The organism is Olivibacter sp. CPCC 100613 (assembly GCF_036959255.1).
Taxonomy (GTDB): Bacteria; Bacteroidota; Bacteroidia; order Sphingobacteriales; family Sphingobacteriaceae; genus Olivibacter.
Map to the genome: position 1 here is coordinate 286,874 of NZ_JAWMTI010000004.1, position 24,975 is coordinate 311,848.

Genomic DNA, 24,975 nt, shown 5'->3' on the forward strand with positions numbered 1-24,975 from the left:
TAAAAGTATCCATTTTCATATGTTTGTCGCAATTTATAAACTTTATTATTCCTATGTTTCTGTTCTCGAATAAGCAATGCAAGAAATTGCTTCACGTTGCACTGAATAAACGTTTTGTATTTATTCTTTTCATTTTGATAGCCGTTGCGACTGCGTGGAAACAATATGTACATGGCACTTATAATAATTATTTAATATTTAAATACGTATTTGAGCATAGCTTGAGAGGAGTGGATTTATATGCAGAATACCCAGATGAATACTTTGATAGTAATCATTACGGCCCCATCTTCGCTTTAATTGTTGCACCTTTTGCGCTATTGCCTAATGCCATTGGCATGGTATTATGGAATATTGTTAATGTCATTGTGCTATGGTTGGGCATTTATAGCTTGCCTCTTCATGATAAAAACAAGGCATTGGTTGCATTAACTTGTTCGCACGAGATATTAACGTCGCTCCTTAGCTTTCAGTTTAATGTAGGCCTTACCGGTTTAATTCTGCTCAGTTTTTCTTGGATAGAGAAACAGCAGGAGTTTAAATCGGCTCTGATGATTGTTGTGGGTACCTTGGTAAAGCTTTATGGCATTGTGGGACTAGCATTCTTTTTCTTTTGTAAGAACAAGGTACGATTTATTGTCAGCGGTCTTTTTCTTTTGCTTGTATTGCCACTTACATCCGCACTGATTACAGATATGAAATATACTGTTTTTGCTTATCAAGATTGGTATCATTCGTTGGTGTTCAAGAATAGCCAGAACGTTACACTGGGTTCCATGCAAGATATATCGCTGATGGGAATAGTAAGAAGAATAAGCAGAAATCCCACCCTCCCGAATACTCCTTTTTTGCTGGGTGGTCTGATTTTGTTCGTTTTGCCATATTTAAGAGTACAGCAATATAAGTTTAAAGCATTTAAGCTGATGCTGTTGTCATCTGTTCTTATTTTTACTGTCATTTTTAGTAGTGGATCAGAATCCCCAACGTATATTATCGCCATGATCGGAGTAGCTCTTTGGTTCTTTATACAGCCTTCGTCAAGAAAAGCCTGGGTCCCATCTCTTTTTGTTTTTGCCCTGCTCTTGACAAGCTTTTCCCCTTCTGATCTCTTTCCAAGATATTTGAGAGAGAATTATATTATTCCCTACTCGTTAAAAGCACTCCCCTGCGTGCTTATTTGGTTTGTTATCACCTATCAGATGATGACTGTCAATTTTGAAGATTACAGCGATTAATTATGAATAAAAAGAAAACGATATCTATTGTTATACCAGCTTATAACGAAGCAGAGAATATACCTGTAATTGCGCAACGAATACAAGAGGTGTTTCAGTCGTTGCCAGGGTACGATTACGAAATTATTTTTGTGGCAGATGGATGCACTGATAATTCGCTTGAAATAATAAAAGGTTTAGGCAAAGAGGCAAGTGTCTTTTACCTGGAATTTTCGCGTAATTTTGGGCATCAGTTAGCGATTAAAGCGGGATTGGATTATGCAAAAGGTGACGGGATCATAAGCATGGACTGCGACTTGCAGCACCCGCCTGAACTGATTCCTCAATTGATCGGTAAATGGGAAGAGGGTTATGAGGTTGTCTACACCATTCGAAAAGAAGATAAACTTCTACCCTATGAAAAACGTATTACTTCGAAACTTTATTATAGGGTGCTAAATAAATTGTCTTCCGTTGAATTGGAGGCAGGATCAGCAGATTTTAGATTGCTTGATCGGAAAGTTGTAAATGTGCTTAAACGTTTTGAAGAGAATGAACCGTTTTTGCGTGGTTTAGTAAAATGGCTGGGTTTTTCCCAGTATGCCATTTGTTACGAACCTGCCCAGCGTTTTGCAGGAAAAACGAAATATAGTATAAAAATAATGATGCGATTGGCGCTTCAAGGTGTGACATCCTTTTCGATAAAGCCCTTGTATATGATGGTTTATCTCGGATTCCTCTTTTCCAGTCTGTCTGTTTTATACATACCTTATGTGATTTATGCTATTTGCTCTGGGCATGGTGTTTCCGGTTGGGCATCATTGATAATGACAGTCGTTTTTTTTGGTGGTTTACAACTTATTATTTTAGGTATTATTGGCGTATATATAGGAAAAATGTTTATGCAAACTAAAACGAGGCCAAATTACATTGTTCGTTCAACAAACATTAAAGATTAATTGTTTTGATACTGTTGAGTTTTGACATCGAAGAATTCGATATGCCTTTTGAATATGGCAGAGATATTACATTTGAAGATCAAATTGCCATATCCGTTACGGGTAGCAATAAGATACTGGATTTATTAGCTGAACATAGCATAAGGGCAACTTTTTTTAGCACAGTCGTGTTTGCACAGCATGCTGCCCAAGTTATAAAGCGTATCATTGATGAAGGGCATGAATTAGCCTCTCATGGGTATTATCACACTAGCTTTGATAACACCCATTTGGCTTTATCCAAGACTGAATTGGAATACCTAAGTGGTAAATCTATCAACGGTTATCGGATGGCCAGAATGCAGCCTGTTGAAGAATCGGCCATCGAAAAAGCGGGCTATAAATATAACAGTTCAATTAATCCAACTTGGCTGCCTGGAAGATATAACAATTTAAATAAGCCACGAGCTTGTTTTAGGCAAGGTAGTGTGTGGCAAATTCCAGCCTCGGTAAGCCCGCTATTAAGATTTCCACTTTTTTGGCTGGCATTTCATAATTTACCACTCGGTTTATATTATTTTCTAGCAAAGAGAACGATCCGTAAAGATAAGTATCTTAATGTCTATTTTCATCCATGGGAATTTACTGATCTGGATGATTATAAACGTTTTGGCTTCCCTGGTTATGTCAGAAAGAACACAGGCGATTTAATGATCCGGAGGATGAATGATTTTGTTAATCGATTGCTGAAAGACAATTTTAGTTTTGGCACATTCAGTGAATTTGTAAATACACTTCCATCAGGCAATCTATGAGTATACAAATTATACGCTTCTTAAAGTTAACGTTGAAAATACTATTAACAGGCATTGCTTTATATTGGGTACAGTCTAAGGTTGATCTTGGTGAATTAAAAAAAACGCTATTGAAAAGCGACTTTTTTTTGTTAGCTGGGGCTTTTTTATTCTTTCTTGTTTCGCAAATTTTTGCTTCCTTAAGAGTGAGAAGTTTTTTTTCAAGCGCAGGGCTAACCTTGTCCGAATGGAGTAATTATAAATTGTATTTATTAGGGATGTTCTATAATATGTTTTTTCCGGGTGGAGTTGGTGGCGATGGCTATAAAGTTTTTTTACTGCGAAAAAAATTCATGGTAGACACCCGTAAGTTAATTGGTTCTATTTTCTTTGATAAGTTAAGCGGATTATGGGCCTTGGGTGTTTTAACGCTCCTCTTAACGGCCTCGATACAAGTATTGAGTTTCTCTCCTCACTTCTTTCTTCTTATTATTACATCGGGCACATTGATCTATTTTACAATCCAACACGTCTTTTTTAAAAACTATAATCAATCTCTTCCGCTAACACATGTAATGGCTTTAGGAGTACAAATTTTTCAATTACTGTGCGTGTTCTGTATTATTCAAGCGGTACATGCAGAACCACCTTTTGTGCCTTACCTACTCATGTTCATGACCTCGTCGCTATTAGCCATTGTACCATTTACCATTGGAGGCTTAGGGGCAAGGGAATTGGTGTTTTTGTATGGTGCAGAATTTTTCAGCCTAGATACGCAGCTTGCTGTAACCATTAGCCTATTGTTTTATATTATATCTGCGCTATCGTCACTACCGGGAGTTTATTTCGTCTTTAATTCACGCAAACTAGGTTTATAGAAACCCTGATAGACACGGCGTAAAACTTGTGATGTTTATTCGCTTAATTCGTAAACTGTCGCTAAAATTTCGTATTTTTGTATTTTTGGAACTAAACGATACATGAGCGAAGAAAACAAAAACAAATCCAATTATTCCGCAGATAATATACAGGTATTAGAAGGCTTGGAAGCCGTAAGGAAAAGACCTTCAATGTATATCGGAGATGTTGGTGTGAAAGGTTTGCACCACTTGGTGTATGAAGTAGTTGATAACTCCATTGATGAAGCACTAGCCGGTTATTGTACGGACATTCATGTCATCATTCACAAAGATAACTCCATTACAGTTGACGATAATGGTCGTGGTATCCCGACCGGTATCAATAAAAAAGAGAATAAATCCGCCTTGGAAATGGTAATGACCATGCTTCATGCAGGGGGTAAGTTCGATAAGGATACCTATAAGGTTTCAGGTGGACTGCATGGTGTGGGGGTTTCCTGTGTGAATGCGCTTTCAACCTTATTGGTTGCCGAAGTGCATCGAGAAGGTAAGGTGTTTAAACAGGAGTATACACAAGGAAAACCTTTGTACGACGTAAAAGTAATTGGCGAAACAGACCGTACCGGGACGAAGATTACTTTCCACCCGGATTCGAGCATTTTCACCATGACTACCGTCTATAGTTATGATACCTTAGCGGGAAGATTGCGTGAACTTGCCTATTTAAATAAGGGGATCAAACTTACCTTGCTTGACGAGCGGGAAGAACAAGAGGACGGTGCTTTACGTCACGAAGAGTTCTATTCGGAAGGTGGATTAAGTGAGTTTGTGAAGTTTTTGGACGGTAATCGTCAACCCTTAATACCCGATCCAATTCATGTAGAAGGCGTAAAACAGGGGATACCTGTTGAGTTGGCTTTACAGTACAACGATACTTATTCTGAAAATGTCCACTCCTATGTGAACAACATCAATACCATCGAAGGTGGAACCCACGTTGCGGGATTCCGACGAGGATTGACCCGTACGTTGAAGGCTTATGCTGATAAGTCGGGCTTATTGAAAAACCTGAAAGTGGAAATTACCGGGGATGACTTTAGAGAAGGGTTAACTGCTGTAATTTCAGTGAAGGTTGCTGAACCGCAATTTGAAGGGCAAACGAAAACCAAGTTGGGTAATAACGAGGTAATGGGAGCGGTTGATGTAGCTGTTGGTGAAATTTTGGGAACTTATCTAGAAGAAAACCCACGTGAAGCGAAAGCAATTGTGCAGAAAGTTATCATTGCCGCTCAGGCCCGTGCTGCTGCACGCAAAGCTCGGGATATGGTGCAACGGAAGACGGTAATGGGAGGCAGCGGTTTGCCCGGTAAATTGGCCGATTGTGCTAACAACGATCCTGCTAAATGTGAAATATACCTTGTGGAGGGAGATTCCGCGGGGGGAACCGCGAAGCAAGGGCGGAATAGAGAGTTTCAGGCTATCTTGCCTTTACGTGGTAAAATCCTGAACGTGGAAAAAGCGATGGAGCATAAGATTTACGAAAATGAGGAAATCAAGAATATGTTTACCGCATTGGGAGTAAGTATAGGCACTGCTGAAGATGCTAAGGCCTTGAATCTAGAAAAGCTCCGCTACCACCGCATTATTATCATGACGGATGCCGATGTGGATGGTTCGCACATCACCACCTTAATCCTCACCTTCTATTTCCGTTATATGAAGGAGTTGATAGAACGAGGTTATGTGTATATCGCCACCCCTCCCTTATACTTAGTGAAAAAAGGAAAAGAGCATGAATATGCCTGGAACGAAAACCAACGATTGGCGGCCATTCAACGATTAAAAGGAGCCGGTAAGGAAGATAGCGTGCATGTACAGCGATATAAGGGTTTGGGAGAAATGAATGCAGAGCAATTATGGGATACTACCATGAATCCTGACAGCCGTACCTTACGCCAAGTGAGTATAGAAAATGCAGCAGAATGCGATCGCGTATTCTCCATGTTAATGGGCGATGAAGTGGCTCCTCGCAGAGAGTTTATTGAGCGGAATGCTAAGTACGCAAAGATAGATGTATAATATTATAAGGTATAAGGTGCTAGGATTACGGCATAAGCCCTTCCTTAAACCTTATACCTTCCTACTTTCTCCCTCAACGAAGGAAATTAACCAAGCCTATTACCAAATCACTGTTTAAAGGAAGATTGGGGTTCTCATACGTTTTAATGTTTTCTGCCTTATTGGCAGGTGCTGTTTTTAGTGTATGATTCATATTCTTAATAAGTAAAAGGGTGGCTTTCGGGTTGGCCGCCTTTAGTCTTTCTGCCTGAATGGGGGGAACTTGCAAATCAGTAGTACCGCCAACAATCAATACCGGTATGCTAAGCCTTTTAATTTCTTCTTCCGGATTGACTTTGAACGATGAAATAAGGAAGGGTTGGATGGCCGGAGCAAACAGACTATTAAGCTCCGTGGGTACGTTGCTGGTTGTTTTTCCTTGCTTTAACAGATTGATGATGGCTGTAGCTTCTTTGATTAAGGAAGGCTGGGTTAATAATTGATTCTCAAGTACGTCGGAAAGGTTTTCGCCCGGGCCGCATAAGGAAACAAAAGCTGCAGGATTTAGTTGCTCTGATGCTTTCATACCAATATTCGAGCCTTCACTATGTCCGATAATAAAAAGCTTTCCAAATTCGTTGCGTGCTTTTAAGAATGTTGCCAAAACCACGGCATCATCTACAAAATCGTCAAATACAACGTTGTTTTGACTTGTCTGAAAATTAACGCTTTCTCCGATTAAGCGTTTGTCATATCGGAAACTCGCTATACCATTGTCTGCCAAAGCCTCGGCAAGGAAGAGATAACTGTTCGCATGGACACCATAGGGATTATTGCCATCTCGATCTGTCGGGCCGCTACCCGCAATAATTAATGCAATTGGCATACCTTTTTGTGCTTGCTTAGGTCGCATAAGTGTTCCGCTAATAATGCCTCCATTTACTTTGACTTTTACGTCTTCTTCCGGGAAATTGGCAGGGCTCCTGCTTACATCTGCTCTTATTTTAGGTTGCTGCTGTATAAAAAAACCAACAATCTCTCCTTGGCCGTTAAAATTAAAAGTAATCGGAACTACATAGTTCTTAAAGATGCTCTGAAGAATGACCGGGCTTTTGTTTGTTGCAGTACTGTCCGTTAATTCAGCCCGTTCAAACGGGCCAAGTTGTCTGTTCAAATTCATCCAAAGCTTCGCCAAGGCTGTTGGAGCAAGCTTTGCTTTAAAATCGACGGAAGCAAGATTCAGCGCCTCGCTATAATTCGAATCCGCCATGAACGAAATGAATTGTAACGCATTCTTGCTATTTGTACTTTGTGCTCTTACGCTGTAAGAACCGAAGGATAATAAAATAAAGAGAATAAAAAGGCGACGCATAAAAATGATTTTTTTCTTAAGATACAAAATTATATCGTATTAAGGAAGGAATGATAAATTGAAAAACAATATCACTAAGGGCTAAGCAATAACTTCCAAATAAGCGAATTTTGTAGTAGGTTTGCACCTCCTTATACGTATACTATAGTGTACTAAACGTTATTAAATACAATGAGCATAGCGAAGACATACAACCCCAAAGAAACCGAAGATAAATGGTATGCCTACTGGCTGGAAAAAAAGTTTTTCCGTTCTACACCCGATGATAGAGAGCCTTATACAATTGTCATGCCTCCTCCTAATGTTACGGGAGTGCTTCATATGGGGCATATGTTAAACAACACGATTCAGGACGTATTGATTCGTCGCGCCCGGATGCAGGGTAAAAATGCTTGTTGGGTACCAGGTACTGATCATGCTTCTATCGCAACGGAAGCAAAGGTAGTTGCTATGCTAAAAGAGCGCGGAATCAATAAAAAGGACATTACACGTGAGGAGTTCTTAAAATATGCTTGGGAATGGAAGGAAAAATACGGAGGCATCATTTTAGATCAATTGCGAAAGCTAGGAGCTTCCTGTGATTGGGATCGGACGCGTTTTACCATGGAGTCGGACTTAAGCGATGCGGTAATTGATACCTTTATTCACTTATATAAAAAAGGTTATATCTACCGCGGTGTTCGGATGATAAACTGGGACCCACAAGGTAAAACCGCTGTTTCGGACGAAGAGGTGATCCGCAAAGAAGTAAACCAAAAGCTTTATTATGTCCAGTATCAAATTGTAGATACCAACGACCAACGAATAACGAATAACACACAACGATCGTATATCACGATCGCAACTACCAGACCGGAAACGATTATGGCGGATACCGCTATTTGTATCAATCCGAATGACGAGCGCTACCGGTATTTGAAAGGCAAAAATGTGCTGGTTCCTTTGATAAACAGAGAAATACCTGTTATTGAGGATGAATATGTAGAGATGGCGTTCGGAACGGGTTGTTTAAAGGTGACACCTGCACATGATTTGAACGATTATGAGTTAGGTCAAAAGCATAAATTAGAAGTTATTGATATCTTAAATGATGACGGAACGCTTAATGAAAAAGCGCAAATATTAGTTGGTGAGGATCGATTCATTGCCCGTAAGAAAGTCGCTAAGTTATTGGAAGAAGCGGGGCAGTTGGAAAAAGTGGAAGATTACAAGTCGCAAGTTGGATTTTCGGAGCGGACGGACGCCGCTATTGAACCGAAGCTATCAATGCAATGGTTCTGCAAAATGGAGCATCTCGCGAAACCCGCCCTTGATTATGTGTTAGGCGGCGAAGTAAAACTTATTCCTGACAAATTCATCAATAGCTATCGCCATTGGATGGAGAACATTAAGGATTGGAATATATCACGCCAGCTCTGGTGGGGGCAACGCATTCCTGCTTGGTATAATGAAAACCAGGAGTGGGTTGTAGCTAAAACAGCAGCGGAAGCAGTACTTGAATTTGAACAACAAGGGAAAAGCACCGTGGGTATTTACCAAGAAGAAGATGTACTGGATACGTGGTTTTCTTCCGGTCTATGGCCCATATCGGTATTTGATGGATTTAAAGAACCAAACGGAGCCGATATCAATTATTATTATCCAACAAATGACTTGGTAACAGCTCCTGAAATATTATTTTTCTGGGTGGCTCGTATGCTGATTGCAGGACATGAGTTTCGGGGTGAGGCACCGTTTAAAAATGTTTACCTTACCGGTATTGTACGAGATAAACTCGGGCGTAAGATGTCCAAATCGCTCGGTAATTCTCCGGATCCAATTGAGTTGATGGATCAGTACGGTACGGATGGGGTGCGTGTGGGGATGTTGTTGTCATCTCCTGCCGGTAACGATTTAATGTTTGACGTTGCTTATTGCGAGCAGGGTCGGAATTTTGCAAATAAAATTTGGAATGCTTTCCGTTTGGTTAAGGGATGGGAGGCCGTTAATAAACCTGCAACAAAAGCAGAGCTAAAGGCCGTAGAATGGTTTGAGAGTCGATTTAGTGAAGCTGTGCTGGAGGTAGAGGAACATTTTGCAGCCTATAGGTTGTCTGATGCACTCATGACCATTTACAAACTCATATGGGATGATTTTTGTTCCTGGTATCTTGAATTAATAAAGCCGGCCTATCAACAGCCCATCGCTCGAGATCTCTTAACCTTTACCATCGATTTCTTTGAGCAGGTATTGGCACTTGCTCATCCTTTCATGCCTTTTCTTACCGAAGAGCTGTGGCATGATGAGCTGTTTGGCAGTCGAAGTGAACAGGATTGCTGTATTGTGGCCGCTTATCCGAAAGCATCAAAGATCGATAAGCAGCTTTTGAACGATTTCCTGGTTGTTCAGCAAATAGTTTCGGAAATACGTAATGTAAGAAATACCAAGCAAATTTCTCCTAAAGATGCGCTTCCATTGGCGATCAAGGTGAATACCGATATCACTTACGAAAACTATTTAGATAGCATTAAGAAATTAGCAAATATCAACGAAGTAAGTTTTGTTGCTGAACAACAAGTAGGAGCAGCGGTATTTTTGGCGGGGAAAGATGAGTTTTTTGTAAGTATAGCACAAAACATAGATGTAGAGGCCGAACGTGAAAGGATAACGAACGAGATTGCTTATTTGCAAGGTTTTCTGAAATCGGTAAATGCAAAACTGTCAAACGAGCGATTTGTACAAAACGCGAAGCCCGAGATCGTGCAGAATGAGCGTAATAAGCAGGCAGACGCACTTGCGAAGATAAAGATTTTAGAAGAAAGCTTGGCATCACTTTAATATTGTATTCCTTTTTCGATAGCTCAAAGCTTTTATTATCTTCGTGAGGATATTAAATTATAAAAACTTAAAGTTATTAACATGAAAAGAATTCTAAGTCTGGCACTGATTGGCTTTGTTCTAGCATCTTGCGGCGGTGCTTCCAAAAAGGAAGAGAAAACGGCCGATCAGGACCCGAATTTAATCACTTGCGAGGGTATTGGTAAAGTAAAGTTAAGCTATAGCCATGCCGATCTCGAAAAAGAATTTGGTGCGGATAAATTGGCCGATACAACCAAAGACGTTGACGGTAAACAGGTAAGCATTACCAAAGTGTTCAAAGATACACCTGAAGAGGTGACCGTATTTTGGGCTGAAACAGCTGCTCCTTTTGCTAAAGCTGTAAAACTGAGTGTCTCAGATGAAACAGGGCCATATCAATTGGAGGAAGGTATTCGAGTAGGCTCTGCGTTAAAAGACATGGTTAAAGCAAACAACTTTTTACCAGTTACTTTTACGAATTTTTATGCCAATCCAGATGGTTTTGCGCAGATACAAAGCTTCAATGATGGTGATCTAGGCCAAAAATATCCTTGTTTAGGAGGGACCTTAGATATCGATCGAACCGATAATCTGGAAGTTACGTTGCTGGATGAATTCAAAAAAGAAAATCCTGCTAAATCGAATCACAAAGCAATGAACTTTATTTATGCTAATGTGGTCGAGTTGAGCATTTCTGCCAAATAAGTAGGTAGCGATTATATATAGACTTTCATTATTAAGCCGCTTGTTCATGGAAACAGCGGCTTATTTTATTTCCTGATAATAAGGTACATCCTCTAAAAATCGATAACTTTCTGTTTCATGATCAATAAAGCAATAATAGTGTTCTAAACCGTTGCTTACAATTAAGTAGGGCACCTTATGCACCATGTTGTAGCGTGCTATCTGTTCAAAAACAGCCTGCGTGATTTTTATGGAGGGAGCCTTGAGCTCTGCTATCAATATGCGCTTACCCAACGGATTAAAAACAACAATGTCGGTTCGTTTCCGGAGTGAGTTTAATTTTAACCCCCCTTCGCTTTGTATCAGCGTTTTGGGGAAACCCTTCGATTGTATAAGGTGTTGAATCCAATGTTGCCTTACCCATTCCTCGGGGGTTAATAGGAGATGTTTTTTCCTTAACTCGTCATAGACGAATAAACGATGTTCATCTTTGCGGATCTTCAACGAATAGGATGGTAAATTAAGTGGAATGGGGCTTAACATAAGTTGCAATACTAATAAGTTTTGTAAGCATACAAACCTACGTAGATTTTTCTGAAATGGGTAAATTTTATATAGCGCTGCTCATTTTAAAATAGTATAAAATTTTCACACTTGTCCAAAATAAATTTTGGGGACAAAAACGAGGAGGTTCACGGCTATAAGAAGCGCTATTTTTATTGGGAAAGCAAAAGTATCCCTGGGTGTTGGTATAAATTTAATAGGACTATCGGCTTTCTGACCTAAAACAGGGATCGGTTTAACACATAGATGAATTGTTTATATTAAAGGAACCTTTATTTTGTCACTTTCTTCCGAAGACCACGAAGTAGCTTGAATGCTATTGAAAACTAACAAATGATGAAAAAAGTAACCAAAGACTCGTCGCTTGGAACTTTGCTTTAAACGGTAATGCATCAACGTGCAAACCGCAAATTTCCTAGGCGACATTGCAGCAGAACGGGGACTTTTACTTTTAACCGGACGTATTATGATCTTCAGCCCTAATATAGCCCTGCGCGTGGGTAAAATGGCCTTGGAGGATACCGAAGCAACGAGCAGTAAAGCATTTGCACGTCTGTTCATATGGCAATATGCAAGCGGATTGAGGAAGTGAAACGGCTCCGATACGCGCCATGAATGCTTTGCCATCAGGTGCAAGGTAGCCTACACGGCCTTGATGTTTATTCGCTAATGTTTGTTTTCGAAGGAGCTCATGAGCTCGTCGTAAACTCCTCGGTTGCCTCACTTTGCATCGAAGGTAAAGTGAGATGAAATTAAAGAAAAAATGAAATCCCTGCCTTACAAAATATGGTTATTGCCAAACGTTAAAATTTATTGTTATTTTGCAATGATAACCTTTGTTATAAACAGGTTATCGTTGTTACCCCAGATAATTTAGGCGCTGCGAGCAAAAAGAGACTATGAGTGCATCCAATATTTTAAGTGATATCAATAAAAGGAAGTTGAAGCCAATTTATCTCTTGCATGGAGAAGAGGCATACTATATTGACTTAATTGTTCATACCCTCGAAAATAAAGTGTTGAGTGAAGCGGAAAAAGGATTTAATCAAACGATTCTATATGGGAAAGACACTGATTGGGTTACGATCCTGAATACCGCTAAACGGTATCCGATGATGAGCGACTATCAGGTTGTTATTGTGAAGGAGGCGCAGAATTTAAAATGGGATAAGGCCGATGAATTCTTCCAGGCTTATGTCGAGCGACCTTTATCGACCACTGTTTTGGCCTTCGCTTACAAATACGGTAAGTTCGATAAGCGGAAAAAAGTATACAAGGCCATTGAAAAAAGTGGTGTTGTATTGGAGTCAGCGAAGATTTACGATAACAAATTAACTCCGTGGATTGACGAATATGTGAAGGAGCGCGGTATGAAAATTCAACCGCAGGCTGCAGCCATGATGGGTGAATATTTGGGAACGGAGCTGTCAAAAGTGGCGAACGAGCTTGACAAGATGATGCTTAATGTGCCCAAGGAACGGGAAATAAACGTTACCGATGTTCAGAACAACATAGGAATTAGCAAGGATTTCAACGTCTTTGAACTGAATACCGCTTTAGGAAAGCGAGATATTTTTAAAGTGAACCAAATCATTGATTATTTTTCTGCGAATCCAAAATCCAACCCGATTCCGGTGGTGATGGGCTCTTTATATGGCTATTTTTCAAAAATCTTAAAATTTCACTATTTGCCTGATAAAAGCCAGCAAATAGCGGCTAAAGAATTAGGTGTTCATCCCTTTTTTGTGAAAGATTATGAGTTGGCCGCCAGAAACTATCCGATTATGAAACTATTTCATATTATCAGCTACCTTCGAGAATACGATTTAAAGTCGAAAGGAGTAGATGCCTTTAATCTCGAAGCCGAAGATTTGCTAAAGGAAATGATGTTTAAGGTTTTACATTAATAAGGCTCCATCAAGAAAAAAATAGATGAAAAAAGAAAGAAAGCGACCGCAAGGAGAAATTAGGGATAGAGAGCGAACTAAATTAAAGCTCCTAAGTGCAGTGGGTCAAATAATACGGACGGAAGGCTACCAGGGTTTGGGCGTTAATAAGATCGCTCAAATAGCCGGTGTAAACAAAAAATTGATTTATAGGTATTTTGATAGTGTCGACAATTTGGTGGAGAAATATGTTCGGGAAAAAGATTATTGGGTCAGTTTTGTGGATAAAATAAATGTTGCAGATTCGTTTCAGAAAGATTTTGGGCAAGTGGCTTTGCCAAATTTGCTGACACAACAACTCGACTATTTTTTCGGAGCAGACGAACTACAAAATATTGTGCTTTGGGAAATCAGTAAGCAAAGTGCGTTAATGCGGGAGATCGCGAATGCCAGAGAAGAATTGGGAAGCGAGCTTTTCCGATTTACCGATCCTTTATTTAAGGACACAGCGGTAGATTTAAGAGGGATTGTTGCTTTACAAGTAGCTGGTATATATTACCTGGTGCTACATGCTAAAAACAATGGGAGTACTTTCTGCGAGATTGATGTGAATACGGCGGAAGGACGGGAACGTATAAAGCAGGCGGTGATCAAGATAAGCGGTTGGGCTTTTGATGAAGCGAAGAAGTGTAAAAACAGAAAATAATAACTGAATTCAGGTTAAAAAGTGTAAAGAAATCCCGAAGGGCTCCCTACACTTTTTTTGATTATTTCAACATGCCTTCGCGTTGTTTCTTTATTTCTTCGCTGTTGATATACTCATCGTACGACATAAGTTTGTCAATAATGCCTTTCGGAGTTAATTCAATAATTCTATTGGCTACCGTTTGAGTTAACTCATGGTCACGTGAAGTAAAGAGTATCGGTCCTCTGAAATCTTTCATACCATTATTTAAAGCGGTGATTGATTCGAGGTCGAGGTGGTTTGTTGGCTCGTCAAAAAGTAAAAAGTTTGCCTTTTGTAACATCATCCGCGAAAACATACAGCGCATTTTTTCTCCCCCGGATAGCACACTGCACTTTTTTAATACCTCTTCACCACTAAATAACATTTTTCCAAGAAAACCCCGCACAAATTGATCATCTTGATCGGTTGATGCGTATTCCCTTAACCAATCAATAAGATTTTCATTTTTTCCTTCAAAATAAGAGGCATTATCCATTGGAATGTCAGCTGTACTAATGGTAACACCCCATTTAAATTCTCCTTTAAAATCTTTATCCCTTCCTGTCAGTATTTCATAAAAGGCAGTAGTTGCTAGACTGTTTTCCGATAATACAACAATTTTATCGCCCTTATTCATCATAAACGATACCTTGTCGAATAATACTTCACCATTTGATACCTTACCTAGATTCTCCACCTGAAGAATTTGATCACCGGGTTCTCTGTTCATTTCATTGAACATAATGGCAGGATATTTTCTACTCGAAGGCTTGATTTCATCTAAATTGATTTTATCCAGCGCTTTTTTTCTACTTGTTGCTTGTTTAGACTTGGATGCATTTGCACTAAATCTGCGGATAAACTCTTGGAGTTCTTTGACTTTATCTTCCAGTTTTTTATTTTGTTCTGCGCGTTGTTTTAATGCCAATTGACTTGATTCATACCAGAAAGTATAATTTCCTGTATAGATCGTCATCTTACTAAAGTCGATATCAACGATGTGTGTACACACCGCATCTAGAAAGTGACGATCGTGTGATACAACTAAAACTAAACCCTGATAATCTGCCAAGAAGTTTTCTAACCAAGCGATTGTATCGATATCCAAATCGTTCGTAGGCTCATCCAATACCAATATGTCCGGATTTCCAAATAATGCCTGTGCCAATAATACCCTTACCTTTTGGTTACCGTCCAGCTCTTTTACGAATTTATAATGTACATCTTCTGAAATACCTAAATTACTAAGCAGGGTGGCGGCATTGTTTTCAGCACTCCAGCCGTCCATTTCAGCGAATAAGTTTTCCAATTCGCCTGCTCTTTCCCCATCAGCATCGGTAAAATCTTCTTTTGCATAAATGGCATCTTTCTCTTTCATGATGTTATAGAGCTCTTTATGTCCCATCATGACGGTTTCTATTACAGAAAATTCATCAAAGGCATAGTGATTTTGGCTGAGAACGGCCATACGCTCTCCGGGAGTGATACTTACCGACCCGGTAGTCGGGTCGACATCCCCTGTAACGATTTTCAAAAAGGTCGATTTTCCTGCGCCATTGGCGCCAATTATACCGTAGCAGTTGCCTTGTGTAAATTTTAAATTAACTTCGTCAAATAAAACACGTTTACCAAAGCGCAACGAAAGATTTGAAACACTGATCATAGCGGGCAAAGATAGCGAATTGAAAGCGTAATGTGAAGGGCCTAAGGCTGAAAAGGTACCTTTTTGATAAGATGATAATTGCAGAAATGACGAAAGAACAACTTCTATTGGAGATCGCTAAAAATGTAACCAAGGTGAAGGCGATCGCACTTGCGCAACGTGTGCTGACAACGGACGGTTTTATGGCTGATCTCTTATCATTATGCTATTATTCGCAAAAAACGATTGCTTTTCGCGCCGCTTGGATATTGGAGTTTGCTGAAGGTAAGTCGCCCGAGCGATTTGCTCCTCTGTTGGTCGGATTTATTGAACAACTTCCACAACAGCACCATACAGGTTGCCAGCGGATTTTTACAAAGATTTTAATGGATTACACCCATAAAAGGGCAAAAATTGTACGTGAAGAGGCATTCAATGAACTAACGATCGGGCATAAAGAGCGATTGGTAGAACTTATATTTGAGTGGTTGATTAAGCCCGAAACACCGGTAGCAGTGCGCGTTAATTGTATCGACATCCTATACAACCTGATTCCTTTATTTTCCTGGATTAGAGAAGAGTTGATCGCGCAGATTAATTTCTATTTAAAAGACGGAAGTGCTGCCATGCAGAGTAGGGGGAAGCGATTGTTGGCGAAGCTGCAAAGGGCACCGGGAAAAGCCTGATATACCCTTGTTTGATGTTATTTCAGTACATTCACTTTGTATAAATCCTTCCTTCGATCTTTCATGGTTTTTACCGTTCCATATTCGTGCAATTCTTTTAATGCATACAGATCCACGTCGGTTAATAAAACCATTTCTGCATTTGGTGTTGCCTCGGCTTTAACCCCATTCGTCGGGAAAGCGAAATCCGAAGGGGTGAATACGGCCGATTGCGCATATTGTATATCCATATTATTGACCTTGGGAAGGTTGCCAACAGAACCGGCAATCGCTACATAGCATTCGTTCTCAATTGCTCGTGCTTGCGCACAGTTCCTAACCCGTGTGTAGCCATTTTGCGTATCTGTAAGAAAAGGGACAAACAGAATTTTCATTCCTTGATCAGCCATAATCCGACTTAGCTCAGGAAATTCAACGTCATAACATATCTGGATGCCGATTTTGCCGCAATCTGTGTCAAATACCTGTACATTATCGCCACCGTACATACCATAATATTTGAGTTCGTTTGGCGTAATATGAACCTTGCTGTAAGCATCGACATTGCCACTACGGTGACATAAATAAGTCGTATTATAGAGACGATCATCAGCAGAAAGAAAGGGCATCGAACCGGTAATGATGTTTACATTGTAGGAGACGGCCAGACGCTGGATTTTTTCTTTAATTTCTTCCGTATGCTTGGCCAGCATGCGCATGGCCTCACGTTCCGGCAAATGATTATAGGGCTCCATCAGAGGTGTGTTGAAAAACTCGGGAAAGAGAGCAAAGTCTGCACCGTAGCCACTGACAACATCTACAAAAAACTCAACCTGATCATAAAATGCGTCGATATTGCTAAAAAGACGCATTTGCCACTGGATAAGACCTAAACGGATGGTTTGTTTGGTGGGGGAAATAGAACTGGTTTTGGGCTCGTAATAGATATTATTCCATTCTAATAAGGTAGCGTATTCCAATGATTCACGATCCTCCGGCAGGTAGTTTTTCAGAATTTTTTTTACGTGAAAATCATTGGATAGCTGGAACGTTAAAGTTGGATCGTATAGCTCCTTTTGTTTCACCTTTTCAATATACTGTTTAGGTGTGAGCGTATCAGCATGCTCGTGATACTTAGGAATCCGCCCACCTGCGATAATACTTCTCAAATTAAGTTGCTCGCAAAGTTCTTTCCTTGCATCATACAGTCGTCGACCTAAGCGCAGATCTCGATAGTCGGGATGAACAAATAATTCGATACCGTATAAGACATCTCCTTCAGGATCGTGGGTATCAAAGGTATATTTACCAGTTATCTCTTCATAAGAATGGGTTCTATCCGTTTTTTTAGAATCGACAATGATTGATAAGGCACATGCAACTACATGTTCGTCTACTTCAACACACAATTGCCCTTCGGGAAAAATACTTAATAGATGTTTTATGCTCGATTTGGGCCAGATGCCGCCGGCGGTGCCGTGATAGGCTTGAGTCATCGAAGTTTTTAGATCACTGTAGTCTGAAAGCCCAAGGGGCCTAATGATGATGTTCATTAGAAAAGTAAAAATTAAAAAGTAAAAAAACCTAAAGGTTCATTTAAAATAACGTATTTCCTTTTGGATAGTTTGCTCGTCCTAAATGTCTGTAAGCAAGCTCTGTGCACTCACGTCCTCTAGATGTTCGCATAATATAACCTTCTTGAATAAGAAAAGGTTCATAAACTTCCTCGATCGTACCTTCATCTTCACCAACTGCCGTCGCTATCGTTTTCAGTCCGACCGGCCCCCCTTTAAATTTATCAATAATCGTGACCAAGATGCGATTGTCCATTTCGTCCAATCCATGTTCGTCGACGTTAAGCGCGTTAAGGGCATACTTTGCAATTTCCGTATCGATATTGCCATTGCCTTTGATTTGTGCGAAGTCGCGCGTTCTTCGCAACAGGGCGTTAGCGATCCGTGGTGTTCCGCGACTTCTTCTGGCAATTTCATAAGCACCCTCTTCACTAATCGGTGTCCGCAATATTCCCGCAGAGCGCAATACAATGGTCGTTAATAACTTCGCATCATAATACTGTAAGCGCGCATTAATACCAAAGCGAGCTCGAAGTGGTGCTGTTAACAGGCCTGAACGAGTTGTGGCACCCACTAAAGTGAAAGAGCTGAGCGACAATTGTACGGATCGGGCGTTCGGTCCGGTCTCCAACATAATGTCAATTTTGAAGTCCTCCATGGCAGAATAAAGATATTCCTCTACCAAAGGGCTTAAACGATGAATTTCATCGATGAATAGAATGTCACCCTCTTCCAGATTGGTCAGTAAACCGGCAAGATCACCCGGTTTATCCAGTACCGGACCAGACGTAATCTTGATACCTACACCCATTTCATTCGCAATAATATGCGAGAGCGTTGTTTTCCCTAACCCGGGAGGACCATGGAGCAATACATGATCGAGGGCCTCCCCCCGAAGCTTGGCCGCTTGAACGAAGATTCGAAGATTCTCCAATATTTTGTGCTGACCCGTGAAATCCTCAAACGCCTGAGGTCGCAGTACCTTCTCTACTTCTTTCTCTGCTTTGCTGAGGTGTTCTGCATGGGGGTTTAAATGTTCGTTCATGTTTAAGCTTTTAGCCGTCAGTTTTTGGCTATCAGTAGTCTGCTTTAAGCCAGTGGCCGATAGCTGAAACAAAAATACTAAAAAAATTAGAGATGTTTATTGCTTATATTTTCTAAACCAACTGTTCACTTTCATCTGTATGACCCCGAAAAAAGCTTCACGGAAAATTTTAGTGCTCATTTTGGAGGTACCTTCCGTTCTATCGGTAAAAATTATAGGAACTTCTACTACTTTGAAACCATATTTCAAGGTGGTAAATTTCATTTCTATTTGAAAAGCATAGCCTACAAATTTAATTTTATCCAATGGGATGGTTTCCAGTACTTTGCGTTTGTAGCAGACAAAGCCTGCAGTTGCGTCACGAATATCGGTTCCCGTAATTAGTCGCACATAGCCGGAAGCAAAGTATGACATGAGGACCCTTTTCATTGGCCAATTTACCACATTTACCCCTTTAATGTACCGGGATCCAATCGCTAGATCAGCTCCTTCCACACAAGCTTGACGTAATTGAGTAAGATCTTTCGGATTATGTGAAAAATCGGCATCCATCTCAAATATATATAAATAGTCCCGTTCAAGGCACCATTTAAATCCATGGATATAAGCTGTACCCAATCCCAGCTTTCCTTTGCGTTCTTCCAAATATAGACGGTTGTTAAACTCCCCTTGTAGACGCTTTACAATATCAGCTGTTCCATCAGGTGATCCGTCATCAATGATTAAAATGTGATAAGGAAAAGAAAGTGAAAGCACTTTGCGGATAATCTTTTCTATATTCTCCTTTTCGTTGTACGTAGGTATGATAACGATACTGTCTGACACGGTTCTTTTCCGATTTGTTTTGAATTACGAAAATAGGAAATATTGTTTAGCTATCGGCTACGGATTTCAGAGATTAGCCGAAATCTGTAGCCGATAGCTAACTTTGATTATTTTACGCCATGCATCATCTTTTTCAAAATCCCCGAAATAAGGAGTAACACGAGTGCCGCGGTGCCTGACAGGGTCACAAAAACCATGAAAAACTCATATAAATTATGAATCGTAAAGCCGACAAAAGTTGGATAAACCACATCAATTTTCTCCTGTGCTAAAGTCGCTATTTGTTCGGCTGTTGGTTTTATGGTGCCGTCTAATATGCCTTGTAGATCAATTCCTTGGGACGTTGCAAATTCAAACTTATCGCCAGTAGGGGGGATAAGAGCTCCCAAGGTACCTGCTAGTGCGTAACCGGCCGCATTGCCGATAAACCATACCCCCATCAGTAGCGAAGAAAAACGTTTTGGTGCTAATTTAGAAACCAGCGAAAGGCCAATTGGCGAAAGGCATAATTCACCAAGCGTGTGGAATAAATACATAATAAATAACCAGTGGACGGCCAATTTACCGGTTAGTCCGATTTTAGCAACTTGCACGGCGATAATATAGTAGCCGATCGCCAACAATAAAAGTCCGATGGCCTGTTTTACCGGAGAAATTGGTTCCAAGTTCCGCTTTTGCAATTTTAGCCAAAGCCAGCTGAATGGTAGGGCGAATATAATAATGAACATGGAGTTCGCATTTTGAATAAAGCTGGGCGGGAGTTGATAGCCCAGAAAATTCAGATCTGTTTGTTTATCGGCGACAAAGGTAAGCGACGAGCCAGCCTGTTCAAAAGCTGACCAAAAGAAAATAACAAAAAATGCGATGATATACATAACGACAATACGGTCACGTTCTATTTTCGTAATGGTTTTATCCGTTAATATCAGGAAAGCTAAACTTAAGGCCGAAGCGTAAATAAAGGGGTATACCCAGCTTTTAATGGGATTTGGATCGAGCGAAAGGAAGTGAAAGATAACGTAAAGCACCACCAGAACCAGCAGAGAAGCGACGATGGAACCTGTGGTGAATTTTGCCTTTTCTGATTCTTCTTCGGATTGCTTCCGATCTGGGTGAAAGGTTGGTTTGGCTCCAACAGGTTGCCCATCGGGCGACTTAACATATTTATTCTTTAAGAAAAAGAATAAGATCGTCCCTAAAAACATGGCTAAACCTGCGGCTAAAAATCCCCATCTAAAAGCCTCTACAACCCGAACTTCGCCTACTTTAACATCGCCTAAGAAAGGACATACCGACATGCCTAAGAAGGCACCTACATTGATGCCCATATAGAAGATAGTAAAAGCAGAGTCCAACCTATTGTCGCCTTTGTTATAAAGTTGGCCTACCATAGAGGAGATGTTCGGCTTAAAAAAGCCATTTCCGACAATAATGATAGCGAGGGCGGTCCACATCGCGAATTTGGCTAAATCGAGATTCGAGGCATAGACTGATCCACTAAAAAACAAGCATAATTGACCAATCCCCATGATAGCCCCGCCTAAAAGAATACAATTCCTGTTTCCCAAGTAACGATCGGCAATGTAACCGCCAATCATAGGCGTTAAATAACTTAAGCCCAGAAAACCGCCATAAACAATGGAAGCATCCTTGTCTGAAAAAGCAAGTGCATTCACCAGGAAGAGTGTCAGTAATGCACGCATCCCGTAAAAATTGAAGCGTTCCCACATTTCAGTGGTGAACAAGACATAAAGTCCTTTGGGATGGCCTTGCTGGTTTGCTTGTGGTTCTTGTGATAATGTTTTCGTTTGATTCATGTTGTTGATTTGTTTAAAGGTTGATTTTAAACTTATTACAATGTTGGTTTTTTGTTTTTTGTGTGACCTTAGTGTATTTAATAAATGGCGCAAGATAGTTAGACCGCCCCATTATAGCAAAATTTATTAGCTAATAATCGAAAAAAATCGGTGCTAAGATTGCTCCTGTGTTTCTATATATTTGCCGGGCACTTACAAGTTTTTCGTAATAAAATCAGTCATTTTTCCATATAAGTGAATACGGGTGTTACCTCCATAAATTCCATGGTTTTTGTTAGGATAGTATGCTTGCTCGAACGGCTTATTGGCCTGTATCAAAGCCTCTGAAAACATGACACTGTTTTGGAAATGCACATTGTCATCACCTGTCCCATGAATGAGCAGAAATTTACCTTTTAACCGGTCGGCGTAATTGATAGGAGAATTATCATCATAACCCTGCTGATTTTCTTGAGGAGTGCGTAAATACCGTTCCGTATAAATGCTATCGTAATAACGCCAGGTTGTAACAGGTGCAACGGCAATTGCAAGCTTGAAAATATCGGCACCTTTGGTGATACAAAGCGAAGCCATATAGCCACCGTAACTCCAGCCCCAAATACCAATTCTTTCTGAATCGACAAAAGACTGTTTGGCTAGCCATTTAGCACCTTCAATCTGATCCTCGGTTTCAAGTTTGCCTAAGTTGAGATAAGTGGATTTTTGGAATTCTTCACCCCTGAAGCCGGTTCCTCGATTGTCTATACAAGCAACGATATAACCTTTTTGCGCTAAATAATGGAACCATAAATTTCGGGATCCCGTCCACGAATCAGCTACATTTTGGCTGCCGGGTCCGCCATAAACATACATGAGAACGGGGTATTTTTTGCTGTCATCAAAATTAGCAGGTTTGATCAGATAACCATTCAGGCTTACGCCGGTCGTCGTTTTAAATTGGAAGAATTCCGAACCTGTGATGCTGAATTGATCAGCAATCTGTTTGGCTTTTTTATTATCCTCCAGCACGCGCACAAGTCGACCATCATTGTCATTTAGTGTAATATAGGCAGGTGAATGGGTGCTTGAATGATCGAGAATATAGTAACTAAAGTCCGTACTAAAGGTTGCCGTGTTTGTGCCGGGTGAGTTACTGAGCATTTTCTTATTTTTACCGGTCAAATCGATGGCATAAACATCCCGTTGAAGTGGCGATTTTTCCGTCGATTGGTAATAAACGGTTCCCGTCTTTTCGTTTACACCGTATAATTTTGTAACCAGCCATTCCCCTGAAGTTATTTGTCGAATTTGTCTTCCATCCATATTGTAAAGATAGAGATGGTTATATCCGTCCTGTTCACTTGTTAGCAAAAACTGCTCGCCATTTTGTAAAAAAGTTAAGTCGTCATTAACATCAATATAGTACTTGTTTTCTTCCGTTAATATCGTGTTGGAGACACCTGTAGCCACGTTCGCAAATAAATAATCCAATTTGTTTTGGTGTCGATTCATGCGTAACACGCAAAGTAGATCCGGGTTTTGTGTCCACTTGATGCGAGGAATATATTGATCTTGTTCACTTCCGAGATCAATCTGTGTTGTCTTCTTTTCCTCCGTGTGGTAGCAGTGTATGCTGACCACCGAATTTTTCTCTCCCGCTTTTGGGTATTTATATTGATATTCGCGCGGATACAATTGTTCAAATAGTGTCATGGAGTACACCGGTACTTCTGCTTCATTGAACTTATAATAAGCAATTTTTTTGCTGTCAGAACTCCAGAAAAAAGCCTTTGCAAAAGCAAACTCCTCTTCGTATACCCAATCGGTTCCGCCATTTATTATCTTATTGGACACACCATCATGGGTGATTTGCGTTTCTTCTGCAAGGAGTAAGTCTTTAATGAAAATATTATTATCCCTTACGAAAGCTACTTTGGTGCCATCAGGCGAAAGCGTGGCGAACAATTGTTTCCCTTTTGAAGACACTTCCGTGATTTTCTTTGATGCTATTTCAAAAACATAATGGTTAGCTTTGGATGAACGGCGATAAATGGGCTCGCTGTCTGCTGCAATTAGTATTTTCGTTTCATCCCAATTGAAATCTGTACTTAAGGGAAGCTTTTTGCCTTTATATATGATATCCTTTTCTGTATAGATTGCCTCAACAACTTTACCATCTCGATAGTTACTCTTGGCAACATAGCCAAGCTTCGTCTCGGGATTGCTTTCTATGGATACATAGGTCTTTCCATCTTTCAGTGAACGTAAGCCACTGACCGTTTTGGTATCAAAGGTGCCTTTTTGGAAGATATCCTCAAGCGTAATGGTATGAGGAGATTGGGCAAGAGCGGTTCCTCCCATAAGCATTAACATGATTAAAGGTTGTTTCATTTATGATATTATAAATATGTAGTTTTGGTTTTGCAAGCGTTGGTGTGCTATTCTAAATTCCTCCCTTTTCGCAGTGTCGATGTAAAAAATGTATTTTTTGATGAGGCCTTAAACATGGCGTCTAAATTACAAAATATCATATTAAATCTAATTATTGTAATAGTTTTGTTGAAATTACGCCCTTGAAAGCCCAAACTCAGGTTAATAACCTGAATTCGATTATTCTTTATGCGCTCCTAAATTCAATAGCCTGGTTAATCCTCATTTTTCAAAGGTAGGTCTTCTTCCAATACGAGATGATCCGCTTTGATTTTCCACGCATCATAGCTCATGTCGGGACCATAATGCTCAAATTGGCCTTCCAGTGAAGGGGTGCTTGGTGCTAAGTGATCCATTATGATACGATGCTGGTCCTTTTCATATTTCATCAGCATACTTGTCTGAGCATTGTAGCGATATATTAATCGCGAAACGGCAGTAAAGGCTTGGTTTTTGAAAATTTTCTTTCCAAATGTGATTGACGATTCGCCTAGGTGAATCACATCAATAATTTTCTGTGTTACCTTTGGTGTTGTTCCACGCCAGCCCAATAGTAAATAATGCTGTGGTAGATGCTGTAGGGGAATAATATCATAATATTGAGCTCCGTACCAATTATCAGGATCTAAAATGGCTTCTTCCGGTTTATCTATAAAAGGAGACTTGTCTATTAAGGCCTTTAAATGCAGTGACCCATCCTTTGTTCTCAATTGGATGGCTCCGTAATAGCGATAAGAACCGTCATTTAATTGAATATGCCATGAAAAAATGCGAAAGTTGTTTTCAGGTGCTCTTCGAATGACAATCATCTTTAGGGTATCCAGCGTGTTATCGTCGATCGAATGCGGAATTTTTAAGTATTGAACCAATGTTTTAATAAACAAGTAATTGGCTTGCAGGCGTTCCGGTTCATTCGGTTCATTGTACATTTTGTAACCTAAGTGACTTAAACTATCCGGCAAATCTTGATCAGCGTCCACATTTTGAGCGTATAATCTTGGTGTACAAGTGAATAATATGAGAAATAAAGATAACAGTGCTCCTTTAGAACCTAATTGCATAT

Annotated in this window: 20 protein-coding genes; 11 read left to right on the plus strand and 9 right to left on the minus strand. The window is 40.2% G+C overall.

The genetic code is table 11. The features are described 5' to 3' along the window. Window positions 1-53: 53 nt before the first annotated feature. The 5 genes from RYH73_RS15420 to gyrB all read left to right on the plus strand — a co-directional run bounded on the left by RYH73_RS15420 (window position 54) and on the right by gyrB (window position 5,885). Complete coding sequence (locus RYH73_RS15420; RefSeq protein WP_335314332.1) at window positions 54-1,235, plus strand: glycosyltransferase family 87 protein; 1,182 nt, start codon at window positions 54-56, stop codon at window positions 1,233-1,235. Window positions 1,236-1,237: 2 nt separating this feature from the next. Beyond that, entirely contained in the window at window positions 1,238-2,173 is a 936-nt protein-coding gene (locus RYH73_RS15425; protein ID WP_335314333.1) for a glycosyltransferase family 2 protein, read from the plus strand. Window positions 2,174-2,178: 5 nt separating this feature from the next. Then, entirely contained in the window at window positions 2,179-2,967 is a 789-nt protein-coding gene (locus RYH73_RS15430) for a polysaccharide deacetylase family protein (RefSeq protein ID WP_335314334.1), read from the plus strand. Then, complete coding sequence (locus tag RYH73_RS15435) at window positions 2,964-3,824, plus strand: lysylphosphatidylglycerol synthase transmembrane domain-containing protein (protein ID WP_335314335.1); 861 nt, start codon at window positions 2,964-2,966, stop codon at window positions 3,822-3,824. Before RYH73_RS15430 ends, RYH73_RS15435 begins: the two co-directional genes overlap by 4 nt. A gap of 102 nt (window positions 3,825-3,926) precedes the next feature. Further along, the gene (gyrB, locus tag RYH73_RS15440; RefSeq protein WP_335314336.1) at window positions 3,927-5,885 is read left to right on the plus strand and encodes a DNA topoisomerase (ATP-hydrolyzing) subunit B; all 1,959 of its coding nucleotides are present in this window, start codon (window positions 3,927-3,929) and stop codon (window positions 5,883-5,885) included. A 73-nt stretch (window positions 5,886-5,958) separates the two neighbouring features. Here the strand turns inward: gyrB and RYH73_RS15445 are convergent, their stop codons facing one another. Next, window positions 5,959-7,236, minus strand: a complete 1,278-nt coding sequence (locus RYH73_RS15445) for a serine aminopeptidase domain-containing protein (protein WP_335314337.1) — start codon at window positions 7,234-7,236, stop codon at window positions 5,959-5,961. Window positions 7,237-7,407: 171 nt separating this feature from the next. Here RYH73_RS15445 and RYH73_RS15450 point away from each other — a divergent pair, with 171 nt between their 5' ends. Beyond that, entirely contained in the window at window positions 7,408-10,053 is a 2,646-nt protein-coding gene (locus tag RYH73_RS15450; RefSeq protein ID WP_335314338.1) for a valine--tRNA ligase, read from the plus strand. An 81-nt stretch (window positions 10,054-10,134) separates the two neighbouring features. After that, complete coding sequence (locus RYH73_RS15455) at window positions 10,135-10,779, plus strand: hypothetical protein (protein WP_335314339.1); 645 nt, start codon at window positions 10,135-10,137, stop codon at window positions 10,777-10,779. A 60-nt stretch (window positions 10,780-10,839) separates the two neighbouring features. Here the strand turns inward: RYH73_RS15455 and RYH73_RS15460 are convergent, their stop codons facing one another. Beyond that, window positions 10,840-11,301, minus strand: a complete 462-nt coding sequence (locus RYH73_RS15460; protein ID WP_335314340.1) for a type I restriction enzyme HsdR N-terminal domain-containing protein — start codon at window positions 11,299-11,301, stop codon at window positions 10,840-10,842. Window positions 11,302-11,719: 418 nt separating this feature from the next. On the opposite strand from RYH73_RS15460, the gene RYH73_RS15465 reads away from it, so the two are divergent. From RYH73_RS15465 to RYH73_RS15475, 3 genes are all read left to right on the plus strand, one after another. Next, window positions 11,720-11,914 carry a hypothetical protein gene (locus tag RYH73_RS15465; protein WP_335314341.1) on the plus strand — a complete coding sequence of 65 codons (195 nt, stop codon included), beginning with the start codon at window positions 11,720-11,722 and terminating at the stop codon, window positions 11,912-11,914. A gap of 307 nt (window positions 11,915-12,221) precedes the next feature. Beyond that, window positions 12,222-13,229 (plus strand): DNA polymerase III subunit delta, encoded by a 1,008-nt coding sequence (gene holA, locus RYH73_RS15470; RefSeq protein WP_335314342.1) that lies wholly within the window; start codon window positions 12,222-12,224, stop codon window positions 13,227-13,229. 25 nt (window positions 13,230-13,254) lie between these two features. Then, complete coding sequence (locus RYH73_RS15475; protein ID WP_335314343.1) at window positions 13,255-13,914, plus strand: TetR/AcrR family transcriptional regulator; 660 nt, start codon at window positions 13,255-13,257, stop codon at window positions 13,912-13,914. Between the two features lie 61 nt (window positions 13,915-13,975). Here the strand turns inward: RYH73_RS15475 and RYH73_RS15480 are convergent, their stop codons facing one another. Beyond that, complete coding sequence (locus RYH73_RS15480) at window positions 13,976-15,598, minus strand: ABC-F family ATP-binding cassette domain-containing protein (protein ID WP_335314344.1); 1,623 nt, start codon at window positions 15,596-15,598, stop codon at window positions 13,976-13,978. An 86-nt stretch (window positions 15,599-15,684) separates the two neighbouring features. Between RYH73_RS15480 and RYH73_RS15485 the strand changes: the two genes are divergently transcribed. Then, window positions 15,685-16,263, plus strand: a complete 579-nt coding sequence (locus RYH73_RS15485) for a hypothetical protein (protein WP_335314345.1) — start codon at window positions 15,685-15,687, stop codon at window positions 16,261-16,263. 17 nt (window positions 16,264-16,280) lie between these two features. Here RYH73_RS15485 and RYH73_RS15490 read toward each other — a convergent pair whose 3' ends face one another. The 6 genes from RYH73_RS15490 to RYH73_RS15515 form a co-directional block, all read right to left on the minus strand. Next, complete coding sequence (locus tag RYH73_RS15490; RefSeq protein ID WP_335314346.1) at window positions 16,281-17,795, minus strand: carbon-nitrogen hydrolase family protein; 1,515 nt, start codon at window positions 17,793-17,795, stop codon at window positions 16,281-16,283. 43 nt (window positions 17,796-17,838) lie between these two features. Next, window positions 17,839-18,861: a Holliday junction branch migration DNA helicase RuvB gene (gene ruvB, locus RYH73_RS15495; protein ID WP_335314347.1), complete on the minus strand. Its 1,023-nt coding sequence runs from the start codon at window positions 18,859-18,861 to the stop codon at window positions 17,839-17,841. A 96-nt stretch (window positions 18,862-18,957) separates the two neighbouring features. Next, window positions 18,958-19,686: a polyprenol monophosphomannose synthase gene (locus tag RYH73_RS15500; protein WP_335314348.1), complete on the minus strand. Its 729-nt coding sequence runs from the start codon at window positions 19,684-19,686 to the stop codon at window positions 18,958-18,960. Between the two features lie 107 nt (window positions 19,687-19,793). After that, window positions 19,794-21,503, minus strand: a complete 1,710-nt coding sequence (locus RYH73_RS15505; protein WP_335314349.1) for a peptide MFS transporter — start codon at window positions 21,501-21,503, stop codon at window positions 19,794-19,796. 192 nt (window positions 21,504-21,695) lie between these two features. Next, on the minus strand, window positions 21,696-23,873 hold the full coding sequence (locus RYH73_RS15510; RefSeq protein WP_335314350.1) for a S9 family peptidase: 2,178 nt from the start codon (window positions 23,871-23,873) through the stop codon (window positions 21,696-21,698). 254 nt (window positions 23,874-24,127) lie between these two features. After that, complete coding sequence (locus RYH73_RS15515; RefSeq protein ID WP_335314351.1) at window positions 24,128-24,973, minus strand: hypothetical protein; 846 nt, start codon at window positions 24,971-24,973, stop codon at window positions 24,128-24,130. Between the last annotated feature and the right edge of the window lie 2 nt (window positions 24,974-24,975).

Coding starts and splice junctions, on each gene's coding strand:
- RYH73_RS15420 (WP_335314332.1), top strand. CDS start 54: ATGTTTCTGTTCTCGAATAAGCAATGCAAGAAATTGCTTCACGTTGCA.
- RYH73_RS15425 (WP_335314333.1), top strand. CDS start 1,238: ATGAATAAAAAGAAAACGATATCTATTGTTATACCAGCTTATAACGAA.
- RYH73_RS15435 (WP_335314335.1), top strand. CDS start 2,964: ATGAGTATACAAATTATACGCTTCTTAAAGTTAACGTTGAAAATACTA.
- gyrB (WP_335314336.1), top strand. CDS start 3,927: ATGAGCGAAGAAAACAAAAACAAATCCAATTATTCCGCAGATAATATA.
- RYH73_RS15445 (WP_335314337.1), bottom strand. CDS start 7,236: ATGCGTCGCCTTTTTATTCTCTTTATTTTATTATCCTTCGGTTCTTAC.
- RYH73_RS15450 (WP_335314338.1), top strand. CDS start 7,408: ATGAGCATAGCGAAGACATACAACCCCAAAGAAACCGAAGATAAATGG.
- RYH73_RS15455 (WP_335314339.1), top strand. CDS start 10,135: ATGAAAAGAATTCTAAGTCTGGCACTGATTGGCTTTGTTCTAGCATCT.
- RYH73_RS15460 (WP_335314340.1), bottom strand. CDS start 11,301: ATGTTAAGCCCCATTCCACTTAATTTACCATCCTATTCGTTGAAGATC.
- holA (WP_335314342.1), top strand. CDS start 12,222: ATGAGTGCATCCAATATTTTAAGTGATATCAATAAAAGGAAGTTGAAG.
- RYH73_RS15475 (WP_335314343.1), top strand. CDS start 13,255: ATGAAAAAAGAAAGAAAGCGACCGCAAGGAGAAATTAGGGATAGAGAG.
- RYH73_RS15480 (WP_335314344.1), bottom strand. CDS start 15,598: ATGATCAGTGTTTCAAATCTTTCGTTGCGCTTTGGTAAACGTGTTTTA.
- RYH73_RS15485 (WP_335314345.1), top strand. CDS start 15,685: ATGACGAAAGAACAACTTCTATTGGAGATCGCTAAAAATGTAACCAAG.
- RYH73_RS15490 (WP_335314346.1), bottom strand. CDS start 17,795: ATGAACATCATCATTAGGCCCCTTGGGCTTTCAGACTACAGTGATCTA.
- ruvB (WP_335314347.1), bottom strand. CDS start 18,861: ATGAACGAACATTTAAACCCCCATGCAGAACACCTCAGCAAAGCAGAG.
- RYH73_RS15505 (WP_335314349.1), bottom strand. CDS start 21,503: ATGAATCAAACGAAAACATTATCACAAGAACCACAAGCAAACCAGCAA.
- RYH73_RS15510 (WP_335314350.1), bottom strand. CDS start 23,873: ATGAAACAACCTTTAATCATGTTAATGCTTATGGGAGGAACCGCTCTT.
- RYH73_RS15515 (WP_335314351.1), bottom strand. CDS start 24,973: ATGCAATTAGGTTCTAAAGGAGCACTGTTATCTTTATTTCTCATATTA.